The sequence below is a fragment of the Streptomyces spiramyceticus genome (genome assembly GCF_028807635.1).
In the GTDB taxonomy this organism is placed as follows: domain Bacteria; phylum Actinomycetota; class Actinomycetes; order Streptomycetales; family Streptomycetaceae; genus Streptomyces; species Streptomyces spiramyceticus.
Map to the genome: position 1 here is coordinate 984,446 of NZ_JARBAX010000001.1, position 14,619 is coordinate 999,064.

14 protein-coding genes and 1 pseudogene are annotated in these 14,619 nt (G+C 70.4%); 11 read left to right on the plus strand and 4 right to left on the minus strand.

Annotated features, from left to right (window positions below; genetic code table 11):
- The first annotated feature begins 20 nt into the window (after positions 1 to 20).
- Both PXH83_RS04445 and PXH83_RS04450 read left to right on the plus strand, forming a co-directional pair.
- Positions 21 to 1,143: pseudogene (locus PXH83_RS04445) on the plus strand (adenosylhomocysteinase).
- A 4-nt stretch (positions 1,144 to 1,147) separates the two neighbouring features.
- Positions 1,148 to 1,690: an NUDIX hydrolase gene (locus PXH83_RS04450; RefSeq protein WP_274556887.1), complete on the plus strand. Its 543-nt coding sequence runs from the start codon at positions 1,148 to 1,150 to the stop codon at positions 1,688 to 1,690.
- A gap of 100 nt (positions 1,691 to 1,790) precedes the next feature.
- Here the strand turns inward: PXH83_RS04450 and PXH83_RS04455 are convergent, their stop codons facing one another.
- Positions 1,791 to 2,282 (minus strand): GNAT family N-acetyltransferase, encoded by a 492-nt coding sequence (locus PXH83_RS04455; protein WP_274556889.1) that lies wholly within the window; start codon positions 2,280 to 2,282, stop codon positions 1,791 to 1,793.
- A gap of 51 nt (positions 2,283 to 2,333) precedes the next feature.
- Positions 2,334 to 3,875, minus strand: a complete 1,542-nt coding sequence (locus PXH83_RS04460; RefSeq protein ID WP_274556891.1) for an aldehyde dehydrogenase family protein — start codon at positions 3,873 to 3,875, stop codon at positions 2,334 to 2,336.
- Positions 3,876 to 3,971: 96 nt separating this feature from the next.
- Between PXH83_RS04460 and PXH83_RS04465 the strand changes: the two genes are divergently transcribed.
- The 6 genes from PXH83_RS04465 to PXH83_RS04490 all read left to right on the plus strand — a co-directional run bounded on the left by PXH83_RS04465 (position 3,972) and on the right by PXH83_RS04490 (position 9,831).
- On the plus strand, positions 3,972 to 4,742 hold the full coding sequence (locus tag PXH83_RS04465) for an IclR family transcriptional regulator (protein WP_274556893.1): 771 nt from the start codon (positions 3,972 to 3,974) through the stop codon (positions 4,740 to 4,742).
- A 27-nt stretch (positions 4,743 to 4,769) separates the two neighbouring features.
- Positions 4,770 to 5,243 carry a GNAT family N-acetyltransferase gene (locus PXH83_RS04470; protein WP_274562668.1) on the plus strand — a complete coding sequence of 158 codons (474 nt, stop codon included), beginning with the start codon at positions 4,770 to 4,772 and terminating at the stop codon, positions 5,241 to 5,243.
- Between the two features lie 101 nt (positions 5,244 to 5,344).
- Positions 5,345 to 6,334, plus strand: a complete 990-nt coding sequence (locus PXH83_RS04475; protein WP_274556895.1) for a hypothetical protein — start codon at positions 5,345 to 5,347, stop codon at positions 6,332 to 6,334.
- Positions 6,331 to 7,584 carry a sensor histidine kinase gene (locus PXH83_RS04480; RefSeq protein WP_274556897.1) on the plus strand — a complete coding sequence of 418 codons (1,254 nt, stop codon included), beginning with the start codon at positions 6,331 to 6,333 and terminating at the stop codon, positions 7,582 to 7,584. The genes PXH83_RS04475 and PXH83_RS04480 overlap by 4 nt, the downstream gene beginning before the upstream one ends.
- Positions 7,581 to 8,264, plus strand: a complete 684-nt coding sequence (locus PXH83_RS04485; RefSeq protein WP_274556900.1) for a response regulator transcription factor — start codon at positions 7,581 to 7,583, stop codon at positions 8,262 to 8,264. The genes PXH83_RS04480 and PXH83_RS04485 overlap by 4 nt, the downstream gene beginning before the upstream one ends.
- Before the next feature lie 115 nt (positions 8,265 to 8,379).
- Complete coding sequence (locus tag PXH83_RS04490; protein ID WP_274556902.1) at positions 8,380 to 9,831, plus strand: peptidoglycan D,D-transpeptidase FtsI family protein; 1,452 nt, start codon at positions 8,380 to 8,382, stop codon at positions 9,829 to 9,831.
- A 123-nt stretch (positions 9,832 to 9,954) separates the two neighbouring features.
- On the opposite strand, the gene PXH83_RS04495 is transcribed toward PXH83_RS04490, so the two are convergent.
- The gene (locus PXH83_RS04495; protein ID WP_274556904.1) at positions 9,955 to 11,295 is read right to left on the minus strand and encodes a S28 family serine protease; all 1,341 of its coding nucleotides are present in this window, start codon (positions 11,293 to 11,295) and stop codon (positions 9,955 to 9,957) included.
- Positions 11,296 to 11,516: 221 nt separating this feature from the next.
- Here PXH83_RS04495 and PXH83_RS04500 point away from each other — a divergent pair, with 221 nt between their 5' ends.
- The 3 genes from PXH83_RS04500 (at position 11,517) to PXH83_RS04510 (ending at position 13,838) form a co-directional block, all read left to right on the plus strand.
- Complete coding sequence (locus PXH83_RS04500; protein ID WP_274556905.1) at positions 11,517 to 12,014, plus strand: SigE family RNA polymerase sigma factor; 498 nt, start codon at positions 11,517 to 11,519, stop codon at positions 12,012 to 12,014.
- Positions 12,007 to 12,513: a hypothetical protein gene (locus tag PXH83_RS04505; protein ID WP_274556906.1), complete on the plus strand. Its 507-nt coding sequence runs from the start codon at positions 12,007 to 12,009 to the stop codon at positions 12,511 to 12,513. Before PXH83_RS04500 ends, PXH83_RS04505 begins: the two co-directional genes overlap by 8 nt.
- 101 nt (positions 12,514 to 12,614) lie before the next feature.
- On the plus strand, positions 12,615 to 13,838 hold the full coding sequence (locus tag PXH83_RS04510; protein ID WP_274556907.1) for a mannosyltransferase family protein: 1,224 nt from the start codon (positions 12,615 to 12,617) through the stop codon (positions 13,836 to 13,838).
- A 5-nt stretch (positions 13,839 to 13,843) separates the two neighbouring features.
- Here PXH83_RS04510 and PXH83_RS04515 read toward each other — a convergent pair whose 3' ends face one another.
- Positions 13,844 to 14,440 (minus strand): TIGR03086 family metal-binding protein, encoded by a 597-nt coding sequence (locus PXH83_RS04515; protein ID WP_274556908.1) that lies wholly within the window; start codon positions 14,438 to 14,440, stop codon positions 13,844 to 13,846.
- Positions 14,441 to 14,619: the final 179 nt, after the last annotated feature.

Sequence of the window (14,619 nt, forward strand, 5' to 3'; positions counted from 1 at the left end):
GACAACAAGAAAGGGTGCCCATGGAAACAGCCGATCGTGCACGGCTCGACACGTACTTTGGCAAAGTCGCCGAAGCGTTCACGCCAGCCGAGCGTCCGTCCTCGCTGTTGATCACTCATCTGCTGCCCGAGCGACCCGCGTTCGTCGGTGCGGTGGGCAAGGTGTCGCACCTGCGTGCCGTTCTGCCCAAGCCCAAGTCCATCCACGCGAGCGCTCGCCGAGAGATTGAACGGACCGTGGCGTGCGACGAACTGTCCCGCGACATGTTCAGCGACCCCGACACCGCCGTGACGTACCTGGAAACCAGGGCAGCCGGCGAAAGCGTCGTTCTGCTCGACGTGGGCGGGTACTTCGCTCCCTCGCTGGACGCGCTGTGTGAACGGTTCTCGGGAACCATCCTCGGAGTGGTTGAGGACACCGAGAACGGACACAAACGCTACGCCGAACGGGACAAGCTGCCGTGCCCGGTCGTGTCCGTTGCCCGGTCGCCGCTCAAGGACCCGGAAGACTTCCTGGTCGGGCAGAGCGTGGTGTTTTCCGCCGAAGCGTTGTTGCGGCAGCGCGGGGACATCCTGCACGGGCGCCCGGCCCTGGTCCTCGGGTTCGGCAAGCTCGGGTCCAGCATTGCCCGGCTGCTGCACGTCAAGGGCGTTCGGGTGATCGTCTACGACATCGACCCCGTGCGACGGGCACAGGCTATGTCCCAGGGTTTCGAAGTGGCCCGGGACCGAGACCAGGCCATAGCCACGGCCGGACTCGTTCTCTGTGCAACGGGGGCACTGTCTCTCCGCGGCGAGGACTTCCCGCAGCTCAAGAACGGGGCCTATGTGGCGACGGTGACCAGCTCGGAAGACGAGTTGGAGTTGAGCGGCTTGCCCTCGGGCTACACCCGCGACAGCGCCGGCAAGCACGTGAGCCGCTACAGCACGACCGGGCACTACTTCTATCTGCTGAACGGGGGCGAGGCGGTCAACTTCATCCACGGCGCGAGCGTTGGACCGTTCATCTTCCTCGTTCAGGCCGAAATCCTCGCGGGCGCGGCCATGCTGGCTCGCGGGGGGGCTGGATGCCGCCATGTACGAGGTGCCCACCGCCGACCGGGAAGCCATCGCGGCTACCTGGCTCCACTACTACAACAGGTGAGCGAATGCCCATCACGGCAGACCACATCCGTACGACCCTCGCCGAGTACACCGACGCGCACCCGGCGGAAAAGACCGCCCTGGCGATCGTTCACGAGCTCATCGACCAGGGGGCCGACGTGACCAGCCGGAAGGAGTTCCGGGGCCATGCCACAGCGGGGGCCGTGATCGTCAACAGCGAGGGTCAGGCGCTGTTCATTCGGCACGTGGCACTCGGCAAGTGGCTGACCCCGGGCGGACACCTTGAGCCCGAGGACGCGGACCTGTTGGGTTCCGCCCTCCGTGAGCTGATCGAAGAGACCGGCATCACCCTCAGCGTCTCTCCGGTCCACGCGGTCCCGGTCCACATCGACGTGCACCCGATTCCGGCGAACGAGAGCAAGGGGGAGCCTGCGCACCAGCACTTCGACTTCCGCTATCTCTTCCGGCTGGAGGGTGACCAGGAGGTGACGCTGCAGGAGGAAGAAGTGAGCGGGTACGCGTGGCGCAGCGTGGACACGATCACTGATGAGACGCTGCGGTCGCGAGTGCTCGCGTCGCTTCGCTAGACGCGCTCCACACCCTGAGTCGGCCCCGCCGGGTCATTCCCCGCCTCGTGCCCTGTGCTCGCTCACTGGTCGCGGCGGTGCACGCTGGTCACGGTGAGCGTCATTGCCGCACGGGCGGTGCGGGCGGTACGTCGAGGAGCAGCACCAGGTGGGCGCCCACGCGCGGTGTCTCCGGGTCGGGGTGCCAGCCGTGGCGGGCGTAGAAGGTCTGGGCGCGCAGGTTGTGTTCGTAGACCTCCAGGCGTGCCTGGCGGGTGCCGGTGCGCTGCCAGGTCTCGACGCAGGCGGTGTGCAGGGCGGTGCCGAGGCCGCGGCTCCAGTGGGTCGGGGCGACGTGGAGCTGGGTGAGGGTCATGATGCCCTCGCGGACACGGAAGGCTGCGGTGCCCGCGACCGTGCCTTCGTCTTCGGCGCAGAGCACGTTGGCGTCGTCGCGGGCGATGGCGGCGGCCCATCCCTCGCGTGTTCTGGCGAGTTCGGCCGGGCCGGAGAAGTCTTCTTCGGGGATGTGGCTGCGGTAGTACGTGGCACGGGCGGCCGTGTGCAGTGCGGCGATCGCGTCGAGGTCGGCGGGGGTTGCGTTTCTGATCATGAGGGACGAGACGCGGAAGCTCGTTGGCCGGTTGCGGTGGCGACCCGTGCCCTACCCCAGCCGGTCGTTCACCCTCCGCGGCAGGCCCTCCGGGTTCGCGTCGCGCAGCTCCGGGGGAAGCAGCGGGTCCGGGGTCGACTGGTACGTGATCGGGCGCAGCCAGCGTTCGATGGCCGTGGTGCCCACCGACGTCGACGTGGAGGTTGACGCCGGGTACGGGCCGCCGTGGTGCTGCGCGGGGGCCACCGCAACCCCCGTCGGCCAGCCGTTGACCAGGACTCGCCCGGCGACCCGCGTCAGCTCGGCCAGCAGCCGGGCTCCGGTGCCGGCACCGGAGTCGGTGTCGTCCGTCAGCTCCTCCTCGGCCAGGTGGAGCGTGGCCGTCAGGTTGCCGGGGAGGCGTGACAGTACGGCGGCGATCTGCGTCGGGTCCTCGTAGCGCGCGACCACCGTGACCGGGCCGAAGCACTCCTCCAGGAGCAGGTCGTGCGGGCCCGCAGTGGCCAGCGCCTGCGCCGGGACGGTCAGGAAACCCGCGCTCACCGTGTGCTCGCCCCCCGCGCCCGGGGTCACCGGCGCTTCGGTGTCCGGGAGGGCGGCCCGTTCCCGTACACCCGCGACGAACGCGTCCCGCATCCGGTGGTCCAGCATCACGCCGGGCTCGGTGTCGCTGACGGCCGCCGCCAGAGACTTCAGCAGCCGGTCGCCGGCCGCGCCCGCCGGGGCCAGCACGAAGCCGGGCTTGGTGCAGAACTGGCCCTCCCCCAGCGTCATCGAACCCGCGAGGCCCGCCCCGATCTGCTCGGCGCGTTCCTCCGCCGCTGCTTCGGTGATCACGACGGGGTTGAGCGAGCCGAGTTCGCCGTGGAAGGGAATGGGGGCGGGACGGGCGGCCGCTGCGTCGAAGAGCGCCCGTCCGCCGCGCACCGATCCGGTGAAGCCCGCCGCCGCGACGAGGGGGTGCCTGACCAGTTCGATGCCCGCGTCGAAGCCGTGGACGAGGACGACCACGTCCTCCGGGAGGCCCACCTGCGCGGCGGCCCTGCGCAGCACCGAGGCGCAGAGCTCGGAGGTGGCGGGGTGGTCGGGGTGTGCCTTGACGACGACCGGGCAGCCCGCGGCGAGCGCGCTCGCGGTGTCGCCGCCGGGGACGGAGAAGGCCAGCGGGAAGTTGCTCGCGGCGTAGACGGCCACGACGCCCAGGGGGATCTTGTAGCGGCGCAGGTCGGGCCAGGGCGGTGTCCTGGTGGCGTCCTCGTGGTCGATCCTGATGTCGAGGAAGGCGCCCTCGTCGACGGCGTCCGCGAAGGCCCTCAACTGGGCGGTGGTACGGGCCAGTTCGCCGGTGAGCCGGGTCGGCCCGAGCGCCGTCTCGGCGTCGGCTGCCTCGACGACGTACCGGCCCGCCTCGTCGAGAAGTCCGGCGGCGGTACGGAGCATGGCGGCCCGTACCGCACGGTCGGCGAGCGCGGGGCGGGCGGCGTGCGCGGCCCGTACCGCACAGTCGACCTCCTCGGCAGTGGCCTCCACCGCAACCTGCTCACGCGGCTTCCCGGTTCGGGGGTCGACACTCCAGACTGGTGCTGCTGCCACCGTGGCGTCCTTCCAGCTGTTCGATATTCTGAACAGAGTTCCTGATGCTGAATATGCTGGGACTCTATTAACGGGTAATCGAAGGGGTCAAGGGCAATGTCGACTGCCGATTCGGGTGGGGCACAGGTCAAATCCGCGGTGCGGACCGTGGAGTTGCTCGAATACTTCGCGGGAAGTCCCGGTATGCACTCTCTCGCCTCCGTCCAGGAGGCTGTCGGCTACCCCAAGTCCAGCCTGTACATGCTGCTGCGCACGCTCGTGGAGCTCGGCTGGGTGGAGACCGACGCGACGGGCACGCGGTACGGCATCGGCGTACGGGCGCTGCTCGTCGGTACGTCGTACATCGACGGCGACGAGGTCGTCGCCTCCGCCCGCCCCACGCTCGACCGGCTCTCCGACGACACGACGGAGACGATCCACCTGGCCAGGCTCGACGGTACGAACGTCGTATACCTCGCGACCCGCCAGTCCCAGCACTATCTGCGGCCCTTCACCCGCGTCGGCCGCCGGCTGCCCGCGCACTCGACCTCCCTTGGCAAGGCGCTGCTCGCGACGCACACCGACGAGCAGGTCCGCAAGCTGCTGCCGGAGACGCTGCCCGCGCTGACCGAGCACACCATCACCGACCGCGAGAAGCTCATCGAGGAGCTGCACGCCGTCCGCGAGCAGGGGTACGCCGTGGACCGCGAGGAGAACACCCTCGGTCTGCGCTGCTTCGGTGTCGCCATCCCGTACCGCACCCCGGCCCGCGACGCCATCAGCTGCTCGGTGCCGGTCGCCCGGCTCACACCGGCGCACGAGCAGATGGTCAAGGACGCGCTGTTCGACGCGCGGGACCGTCTCACGCTCGCCACCCGGAGGCTCTGAATGGCCCGTTCCGAGAGGGATGTGACGATGGATGTATCGCTGCGCGAGGTCGTCGACAGTGACGTGCCCGTCTTCTTCTCCCACATGAGCGACCCCGAGGCGATTCAGGTCGCCGCCTTCGTCGCGAAGAACCCACCGGACCGGGCAGCCTTCAACGCCCACTGGGCCAGGATGCGTGCCTCGGACGAGATCTTCGTGCGCACCGTGGTCGTCGACGGCGCGGTGGCCGGCCATGCGGCGGTGTACGGACCTGCCGAGGAGCGCGAGGTGACGTACTGGGTCGACCGCGCGTACTGGGGACGCGGCGTGGCCACCGCCGCTCTGCGCGGGCTTCTCGCACTCGTACCCGAGCGGCCGCTGTACGCCCGAGCCGCGGCCGACAACACCGGTTCGGCCCGCGTCCTGCAAAAGTGCGGATTTGTTGTCATCGGCCACGACCGGGGCTTCGCGAACGGCCGCGGGGCGGAGGTCGACGAACTGGTTCTCACCCTCACCGGGTGATCCCGGGTGATCCCGGGTGAGGGGGTCCTCCGCCGCGCGGCGGAGACGGATCGTCGGTGCGCAGGACGCGCGGCGGCGGTCCGCCCGGGAGCGTGGGGGGCATGACAGAAACCGCGCTCGTCCCCACTCCTCAAGGCCTCCGCACGGCCCCCGCGGGCCCGCTGCGCAAGACACTGCGCGCCGCCGCCATCGCCTCCTGCGTCCCGTACCTCGGCCTCAAGCTCGCCTGGATCGCGGGCAGCCGCACCGGCATCCCCGAGGGAAGCGTCCTCCTCGATCACCCGGGCACGATGGCCGTCGTCAACGCCGTCACGGTCGTCATGGACTCCGCCGTGATCGTGCTGGCGCTACTGCTCACCCAGGGCTGGGGGCGGCGCGTCCCCGCCCGGCTGCTCGTCCTGCCCATGTGGGCGGCGACCGGGCTGCTGACGCCGATCGTGACCGGATATCCGCTCCAGCTGCTGGCCAAGGTGTTCACCGGCGCCGAGAGCGCACCGGCCGAGAGCGAAGCCTTCCTCGACGAATGGGTCTTCGGCGTCGTCTACACCGGCTTCATCGTCCAGGGCATGGCGCTGGGCACCCTCTTCGCGCTGTACGCCCGCGAGCGCTGGGGCCACCTGTGGCGGGGCACAGTGTGGGATCTGCCGAATTCGGCGGTCGGGCCCCGGCTGAGGGCCACCGCGGTGATCGCGTCCGTCCTCGCGGCGCTGTGCGCCGTACCGCATGCGATGTGGGCCGCCGGTTCGACGACCGGGCTCAACCAGGGCCGGATCGACGGACGTACGACGGCCTTCCACCTCCTCGAAGGCGTCTACGTCCTTTTCGCGGCCGTCACGGTGGCCGGCATACTGATGCTCGCCCTGCGCCTCGGCCGCGGCCTTCCCCTCAAGGCCCCGCTCGCGCTCGCCTGGCTGGGCTCGGGCGCGCTCGGCTGCTGGGGCGGCTGGCTGCTCAGCACCGCCGTGATGCCCGCCGCCGAAGCGGCCGACCGGCCCACCACGCTGATGCTGCTGACCTACGCTGTGCAGATGATCACCGGTCTCGTCGTCCTCGCAGCGGGCGCCTCCTTCCTGCGGAAGCGCGCCACGTGAGTCTTCTGTTCGGGGCGCGGGCCCGGCTGCGCTGGGTCCATCTGGTCCTCGGCGGCGCGCTGTTGATGCCGTACTTCCTCCTCGGCAGCGTCATGGTCGGCCCGTTCGCGGACGACAAGAACGTCTTCACCTCGCTCCCCATGCAGTTCGGGGCCTTCGCCGTGGCCCTGCCGATCGCCGCGATCAGCGCGCTCTTCCCGCTCGCCCGGCCCCTGTCGGTGGGGGCCGTGCGGGCGTTGTGCGCGGTGCCCGACGGGCAACTGGCGGACGGTCCGGCCCGGTCGAGGGCGGCGCGGGTGCGGACGGCCGGGTGGTTCACGCTGCATCTCGGTATCGGCGGAATCATCAGCGGCATGACGCTCGCGGTGCCTCCGATGGCGGTCCTGCTGATCATCCTCCCGGTGTTCTCCTCGCTGCGCGAGTCCCGGTTCGGGCTGCCCGAAGTCCTCGACCACGCCTGGGGGCTGGCGCTCTCCCCCGTCGCCGGGATCGCGATGCTGGTGGCTCTCGCGGCGTGCGCGGCGGCGTCCGGGGCGCTGCTGGCCCGGTGGGCGCCCGTACTCCTCGGGCCGACACCGGCCGACCGGCTGGCGGCGGCGGAGCGGCGGGCCGCGGATCTGGCCGTACGCAACCGGCTGGCCCGCGAGCTGCACGACTCGGTGGGGCACGCGCTGAGCGCGGTCACGCTCCAGGCGGGTGCGGCACGCCGGGTGCTGGACAGCGATGCGGCGAGCGATGTGGAGTTCGTACGGGAGGCGCTGACCGCGATCGAGGAGACGACCCGGCGCACGGTGGGCGAACTCGACGCGGTGCTGGGGGTGTTGCGGCAGGGTGAGGACAGCGAAGGCATCGACGATGTGTCCGGGCCGACACTGGACGCCCTGGACGATTTGCTGGCCCGCAGCGGCGTGAAGGTGGCTTGCGCGGAGGAGGGCGATCCGGTCGTACGGACCCCGGACAGGGTGTCCCGTGAGGCGTACCGCATCGTCCAGGAAGGGCTGAGCAACGCCCTGCGGCACTGCGGCGCCTCACCGGTGTCGCTACGGATCGCCCTGCGCGGCGAGGAGTTGGAGATCGTGATGGAGAACCCGCTGCCCGACAAGGCCCCGGTGGTACGCCCCGGGGGCGGCCGGGGCCTGCGCGGCGCGGCCGAACGGGCCACCCTGCTCGGCGGCCACGCCGAAGCGGGCCCGCACGGCGACGTCTGGCGCCTCACGGCCCGCCTCCCGCTGAACGGCGGCCGGCGATGAGCGCCGCGGTGAGCGCCCCGGTGAGTGCCGCGGTCAGGATCGTCCTCGCCGACGACGAGCGCATGGTCCGCACCGCTCTGCGCGTCATCCTCGACGCCGAGGACGGCCTGGAGGTCGTCGGCGAGGCGTCGACCGGCGCCGAGGCCGTGTCGGTGGTGCGTGAGCTGCGGCCCGACGTGGTGCTGATGGACGTACGGATGCCCGAGGTCGACGGCATCCGCGCCACCGAGCAGATACTGCTCGCGATGGAGGAGCCGCCGCGCATCGTCGTCGTCACCACCTTCGAGAACGACTCGTACGTGTACGACGCCCTGCGGGCCGGCGCCGCGGGCTTCCTCCTCAAGCGCGCCGCCGCCGAGGACCTGGTCCAGGCGGTCCGGCTGGTGGCGCGCAGCGACTCGCTTCTCTTCCCCTCGGCGGTGCGCGGTCTGGCCGCGGAATACGCCAGGCGCCGGCCTGCCGCCGCGCCGCCCTGGGCGGCGCGGCTCACCGACCGAGAGGCGGAGGTGCTGCGGCTGATGGCGACGGGCCTGACGAACGCGGAGATCGCGAACCGGCTGCGGGTCGGCCCGGCGACGGCGAAGAGCCATGTGGCGGCCGTGCTGGCCAAAACGGGGGCCAGGGACCGCACGCAGGCGGTGATCAGGGCGTACGAGTCGGGTTTCATCGAGCCTCGCTGACGCGGGCCGAGAGGCGGGCCGAGAGGCGGGCCGAGAGGCGGGCCGAGATGAAGATTCCCTGAGAAGCGCGACATTCCGGAACTGTCGTGGCCGCGCCGCTCGTCTCCCGTACGGGATGAACAAAACGATCAGGCGTGCGTCGGTCTTCTGCCTGCTGATGGTGCTCGCGCTGCTGGTGCGGATCACCTGGGTGCAGGCGTACCAAGGCCGGGCCCTCGCAGAAGACAAGCACAACCGGCGGAACACCATCGCGCAGTACGCGCAGCCGCTCGGGAACATCATCGTGGCCGGGTCGCCGGTCACCGGATCGAAGAAGACGGAGGGCAGTGATCTCCAGTACAAGCGCACGTACAAGAACGGCGAGCTCTACTCGGCCGTCACCGGCTACAGCTCACAGGCGTACGGCGCCACCCAGATCGAGGGCATCTACAGCAATGTCCTGGACGGGACCGACAACCGCCTGAAGAACCCGGCCGACCTCATCACCGGCAAGCAGACCGAGCCGGGCGACGTCGTGACGACCATCGACCCCGCCGTGCAGAAGGCGGCGCACAAGGCCCTGGGCGACAAGAAGGGCGCAGCCGTCGCCCTCGACCCGAAGACCGGGCAGATCCTGGGGATGGTCTCCACGCCCTCGTACGACCCGTCGAAGATCAGCGGGACGACGGACGGCGACGCCTGGCAGCAGCTGAACGGTGACAAAGACAAGCCGATGGTCAACCGGGCGCTGCGGCAGCCGCTGCCGCCCGGGTCGACATTCAAGCTGGTCGTCGCCGCAGCGGCGCTGGAGGAGGGGCTCTACGGGTCGGTCGACGAGAAGACGGACAGCCCGCTTCCGTACACCCTGCCCGGCACGCGGACGGTCCTCAAGAACGAGAACGCGTCCGCGCCCTGCGAGAACGCGACGCTGCGCACCGCGCTCAAGTACTCCTGCAACAACGTCTTCGGGAAGGTTGCCGCGGACCTCGGGCAGGACGAGGTGAAGGCGATGGCGGAGAAGTTCGGCTTCAACACCGAGAAGCAGGATGTGCCGGTCCGGGCGTCGGAGAGCGTGTACCCGTCCGGCATGGACGAGGCGCAGACCGCGCTGACGGGCATCGGCCAGTTCGACGTGACCGCCACCCCGCTCCAGATCGCCATGGTCTCGGCGGCCCTCGCCAACGGCGGAGAGCTCGTCTCGCCCCACATGGTGTCCAAGGTGACGGACGCGGACGGCAACACCCTGGAGGACCTCGGGGACGCCGGCAGCAAGCAGGTCGTTTCCTCCTCCACCGCCGAGCAGCTGCGAAGTGCGATGGTCACGGTCGTCGAGGACGGCACGGGCACGAACGCGCGGATCGCCGGAGCCGAGGTGGGCGGCAAGACGGGCACGGCGCAGCACGGCGTTGCCAACAGCAAGACGCCGTTCGCCTGGTTCACGTCGTATGCGAAGGACGAGTCGAGCGGCAAGGAGGTGGCGGTCGCGGTGCTCGTCGAGGACTCGGGGGCTGCGCGGTCGGAGGTGAGCGGCAATGGGCTGGCGGCGCCGATCGCTCAGAAGATGATGCAGGCGGCGCTCGGGCGGTAACCGGCGATCGGTAACCGCCAACCGGCGACCGGCGACCGGCGACCGGCGACCGACAAGCCGACAACCGGTGACAACGCCGGACGGGCCGGCGGCCGGCCCGTCCGGCGTTCCGAGGACCCGCTCCTACTGTCCCGCCCACCGCTTGACCGTGGCCTCGGCCTTCGCCCGGTCCTCGGGCGTCAGCTTGGAGATCAGCGCACCGTGGTTGGTGTTCGGGGCGACGTAAAGATGGGAGTCGTGCCGGCTCGGCTTGAACTGCTCCGCGCTCCACGGATCGTTCTGCCCGTACACGAACATCATCTGCTCGCCCCGGGTGGACACCCAGCGGTCGACGTCCTTCATGGTGCGGCCGTTGTACGAGGTGCGCATGTCGGCGGGCAGCACCGAGTTGGGCTGATAGATGTCCGGGTAGTTGCGGACATCGCGCAGATGCTTGAACTTCAGGTCTGCCCAGCCCAGTTGGGCCGCGGCCTGCCGGTAGTACGGGCCGCTGCCCTCGGCCCCGTTACCCTGGTCCGAGTAGATGCTCAGACCGTGGTCGAGCGACCACTTGTAGAGCTCGTCGTCGGTGGCCGCCTCGGCGTCGGGGACGGCGGGGCAGTCGGTGTAGGTGCCGCTCTGCCAGAAGTTCCACACCTGGTCGAGCACCGAGAACTCGAAGGCGCGGTCGGCCGAGCCGAGGTACTTGAAGGTGAGGCCCTTCTCCTTGGACGTCGCCTCGAAGCGCGGCAGCATCGCTTCGCGGCGTACCAGCATTTCGCGCTGTACGGCGTCCAGGGCGGCTCGGCATTCGGGCGTGCCGACGGTCTTGAAGAAGCTCTCGTAGACGCTGTCGTCGCGGTTGTTCGCGTCGTTCGGGGCGACGTACGCGACGACGGCGTCCAGGTCGTCCGGGTAGAAGCGCTCGTGGTAGACCTGCGTCATTCCGCCCTTGCTGGCGCCGGTCCCGAGCCACTTGGCCCGGTAGATGGTCTTGAGCGCCTCGACGATCGCGTGCTCGTCGCTCGCCTGCTGCCAGACGTTCAGGTCGTCCCAGTCGACGTCGTCGCCGGGGCGGGATGTGTTGAAGTAGCGGTGCTCCACGCTGACCTGGTTGGCGCCGAGCAGCGTGGTGATCTCGCGGGTGCTGGAGGACAGCCCGTATCCGCCGGTGTAGTGGACCACCGGCGCGGTCTCGCCCTTGTGCCAGAGCGTGAATCTCTGCTCGAAGGTGCTGCGGCCGGGATCGCCGTGGTCGACGGGCTGAGTCAGGGTCAGGCTGTAGAGGGGAAATCCGCCCTTGTCCGTCACAGAGACCACAGTCAGTCCGGGGATCCGCTCCAGCTTTTCGCGGATGTCGGCCGCGGCGGCGCTCTGTGCTGCGGACGGCGCGGGTTGCGCGGCGACAGCAGCGGTTCCGGTCAGCACGCTGGTGGCGGCTATGAGACCGACACAGAGCAGGGAAGGCAGGACCTTGGTGCGCACGCTGAGTCCCCTCGGTCGGAGGTGATGACATGAATACGACGGCCGCATGGTATGCGCTTTCGGTTTCTCTGCGATCACTCTGAACGAGGTTGTCCGGGTGCGCGTCTGACGCATCGTTCACTGTGACGGCCCTCACTCTGTTTCTTTGCGTCCGGTGTCAACCGGATGCGTGGCCCCGGGCGTATGCCTGATGAGACCGAAGAGATATCCAGGAGTGGTTGTTGACCGTCGAGGAGTTCGAAGAGTTCTACGCGCACACGGCCGCCCGCCTCACCGGGCAGCTGTATGTGATGCTCGGCGATCTGCACGAGGCCCAGGATGTTGTGCAGGAGGCCTTCGTCAGGGGCTGGGGGCGGCTTCGCCAGCTCGACGCGGCCGGTGAACCGGAGGCGTGGATCCGTACGGTGGCATGGCGTCTGGCGGTGAGCAGATGGCGTGTACGCCGCCGCGCGGCGGACGCCTGGCAGCGGCGCGGGAGCCCGCCCGACGTCGCGGGCCCCGGCCCCGAACAGGTCGCGCTGGTGTCGGCGCTGCGCGAACTGCCGCCCAAGCAGCGGCGGACCGTGACGCTGCACTACGTCTGCGACCTCACCATCACCCAGATCGCCGCCGAGACCGGCCTGTCCACCGGCACCGTCAAGACGCACCTGGTGCGGGGCCGGGCCGCGCTCTCCCACCTTCTGCAGGACCCACGCGCTGAGGAGGCCACCGGTGCCTGAGCCCCATGACCTGCCCCATGACCCTGCCCATGACGTTCGCCGTGACCCGTTGAGGAACGCGTTCCAGGAAGCGGCCGCCGCCGGGCAGGCGCACACGAAGCCCCTCCCGGTAGCGGTGATCTCGGCCCGCGGTACCCGTCTGCGGCGGCGGCGCCTGGCCATGGTGGCCGCCACCGCGTGCGTGGCCTTCGCCGGTACGGGTGCGGCGGCTGTGGCGGCGCTGGTGTCCGGCGGAAGTACGGGCCCCCTTGCGCCGGCCACCACGCCGTCCGAGATGCGATCGGAGGCCCCTTCCTACCTCCTCCCCTCTTCGATCCCCCCGTGGACCACGCCGCCTGCGGATCCTCCGGTGTCCAGTACGCCGTCCGACACGTCGCTCGGTACGCCGACCAGCACACCCACGAGCACCCCTGACGGCAACCCCGACGGCACCCCCACCAACACACCGTCAGGCACGCCGACCCAGCTGCCCACGACCTCGTCGCCGCCCGTGGACTGACCCGCCCCGTCCCCAGCTGACGCCTGCCGCTCTCCCCCTGCCCGCCGCTTCCGCCGTGGGGCGATCCCGTATGCCCCGATGCCCGCACCAGGAGCTCGACCATGACCATCGCGACGCCTCTGCGGCCCGGACAGCGCACCCGTACAAGCCCGTCAGGCACCGGACCGTCCGCGCGACGGCGGCTCGCGGACCGCCTGCGCCGGTTCTCGCCCGGCCCCACCGACCGGAACGTTCTGTGGCTGTACGTGCTCACCCGCACCGGAGTCTGGACCACCGCCTACTGCACGCGGTGGCTGTTCCCGGCCGACCGCAAGACCCATGACGTACAGCCGGCGCTGGCGTCGTGGGGGCAGTGGGACTGGTGGCACTACCTGCACATAGCGCAGAGCGGTTACTTCCCCGGCGGGGCCGGGCCCTGGACGGACGGCTGGGACAACAGGGAGGCCTTCTTCCCCGGATTCCCGCTCCTCCTGCGCGCCGTCCACACCGTGATCCCCGACTGGACAGTGGCAGGGCTGCTCATCTCTTTCGTGTCGGGGGCCGTCGCCGTCCTGGCCCTCGCCCGGATCGCGCGACTCCACGGCGTCACGGGGCAGCGCACTGTGCTCTTCTTCCTGCTGTCGCCGTGTGCGGTGTTCCTTGCCGCCGGTTATACCGAGGCGCTCTTCCTGGCCCTCGCCCTGCCCGCCTGGCTCGCCGCCCAGCGCCGCAACTGGCCGCTCGCGGGCGTCCTGGCGTGCCTGGCCACCGGTGTACGGGTCAGCGGGCTCTTCCTCGCGGCGGCACTGGCCGTGCACTTCGTCGTCACGGCCGAAGCCCCCAGACACTGGCGATCTCTCCCGTGGGTGGCGCTGCCGGCCCTCCCCGCCGCCCTCTACGCCTGGTTCCTGCACGCGCACACCGGTGACTGGATGGCCTGGAACCACGCCCAGGAACGCGGCTGGTACCGGAACTTCCACGCCCCCTGGGAGGCGTGGCAGAACACCTGGAAGGCGGCCTTCGCGCACACCCAGTCCACCGGTTACGCCGTCATGTTCCAGGCCGAGCTGCTGACGATGGTGGTCGGCGTCGTACTGCTCGGTGTGCTGCTGAGGCGCCGGAGGTGGCCGGAGGCCGTGTACGTAGGGCTCAGCCTGTGGGCCCTCGGGACCTCGTACTGGTACACGTCCATCCCGCGCGCCACCCTCCTGTGGTGGCCGATGTGGGTGCTGCTGGCGGGCTGGAGCGTGCGACGCCGCGGGCTGAAGGGGGCGTACATCTGCGTGGTCGCCCCGCTCTCGACGGTCCTCACCATCACGTTCATGTCCGGTCGTTGGGCGGGATGACGCGACTATCGGTCGGGGGACCAGGACGGGCTGCGGCCCGCGAGTCCGACGACGCGGTCGAGGAGCGGGGCGTCGTCCGGTACGTCGACGACCGGTCCGAAAATGAGGTCGCGGCCCGGATCACCGACCGCCGACGCCAGGAACTCGTACGACGCCCGAAGGCTGGGTTCGTCACCCGGGTACGGCTGTCCGGTGGCGCGGGCCAGGTCCCAGCCGTGCAGCACGATCTCGTTCAGCGCGACGTGCCCGGCGATCTCCCCCGGCAGGTCGACCCCGCCCGCCTGGGTCATGCCCTCCCAGGCGTCGGGGCTGCGCCAGGCGTCGACGAGCTCGTCGAGCCGGCGCGGGAGCCGGGTGCGCCAGTCGTCGTCGAGTACGGGCAGGGCTGCGCCGGGGTCGGTACCGGTGGTCGGCCCGAACTCCTTCTTCGCCGCGTCACGGAAGGCGGCGGCCAGCCCGAGGAGGTGACCCAGGAGGTGACGTACCTGGTACTTCTCGCAGGGCGTGGGCGCGGAGAGCGCGTCGTCGCTGACACCGTCGAGCAGCTGGGCGACCTGGCGGGCGGCGGGTGCGAGGTCGAGCAGTGGCTTCTGGGCAGTCATGGCGATTCCTCCGGGGTGCGATGAGGATGGCGGCGTCTGTCGTGAGTGGTGACTGCGGGGCGGGCCGGAACTCATCGGTGCGGTGCGCGTGCGGTGCGGGCCAGTTGTGTTTCCCCACCCGTTCCCGACTGTGACATTTGCGGCTGCCGCCGCGTGGGGGGCAAGCCCCCAGCCCCCGG

Excerpts from the sequence above, each read along its gene's own strand:
- PXH83_RS04510 (WP_274556907.1), top strand. The coding sequence starts at position 12,615 with ATGACCATCGCGACGCCTCTGCGGCCCGGACAGCGCACCCGTACAAGC.
- PXH83_RS04515 (WP_274556908.1), bottom strand. The coding sequence starts at position 14,440 with ATGACTGCCCAGAAGCCACTGCTCGACCTCGCACCCGCCGCCCGCCAG.
- PXH83_RS04450 (WP_274556887.1), top strand. The coding sequence starts at position 1,148 with ATGCCCATCACGGCAGACCACATCCGTACGACCCTCGCCGAGTACACC.
- PXH83_RS04465 (WP_274556893.1), top strand. The coding sequence starts at position 3,972 with ATGTCGACTGCCGATTCGGGTGGGGCACAGGTCAAATCCGCGGTGCGG.
- PXH83_RS04490 (WP_274556902.1), top strand. The coding sequence starts at position 8,380 with ATGAACAAAACGATCAGGCGTGCGTCGGTCTTCTGCCTGCTGATGGTG.
- PXH83_RS04455 (WP_274556889.1), bottom strand. The coding sequence starts at position 2,282 with ATGATCAGAAACGCAACCCCCGCCGACCTCGACGCGATCGCCGCACTG.
- PXH83_RS04470 (WP_274562668.1), top strand. The coding sequence starts at position 4,770 with ATGGATGTATCGCTGCGCGAGGTCGTCGACAGTGACGTGCCCGTCTTC.
- PXH83_RS04475 (WP_274556895.1), top strand. The coding sequence starts at position 5,345 with ATGACAGAAACCGCGCTCGTCCCCACTCCTCAAGGCCTCCGCACGGCC.
- PXH83_RS04485 (WP_274556900.1), top strand. The coding sequence starts at position 7,581 with ATGAGCGCCGCGGTGAGCGCCCCGGTGAGTGCCGCGGTCAGGATCGTC.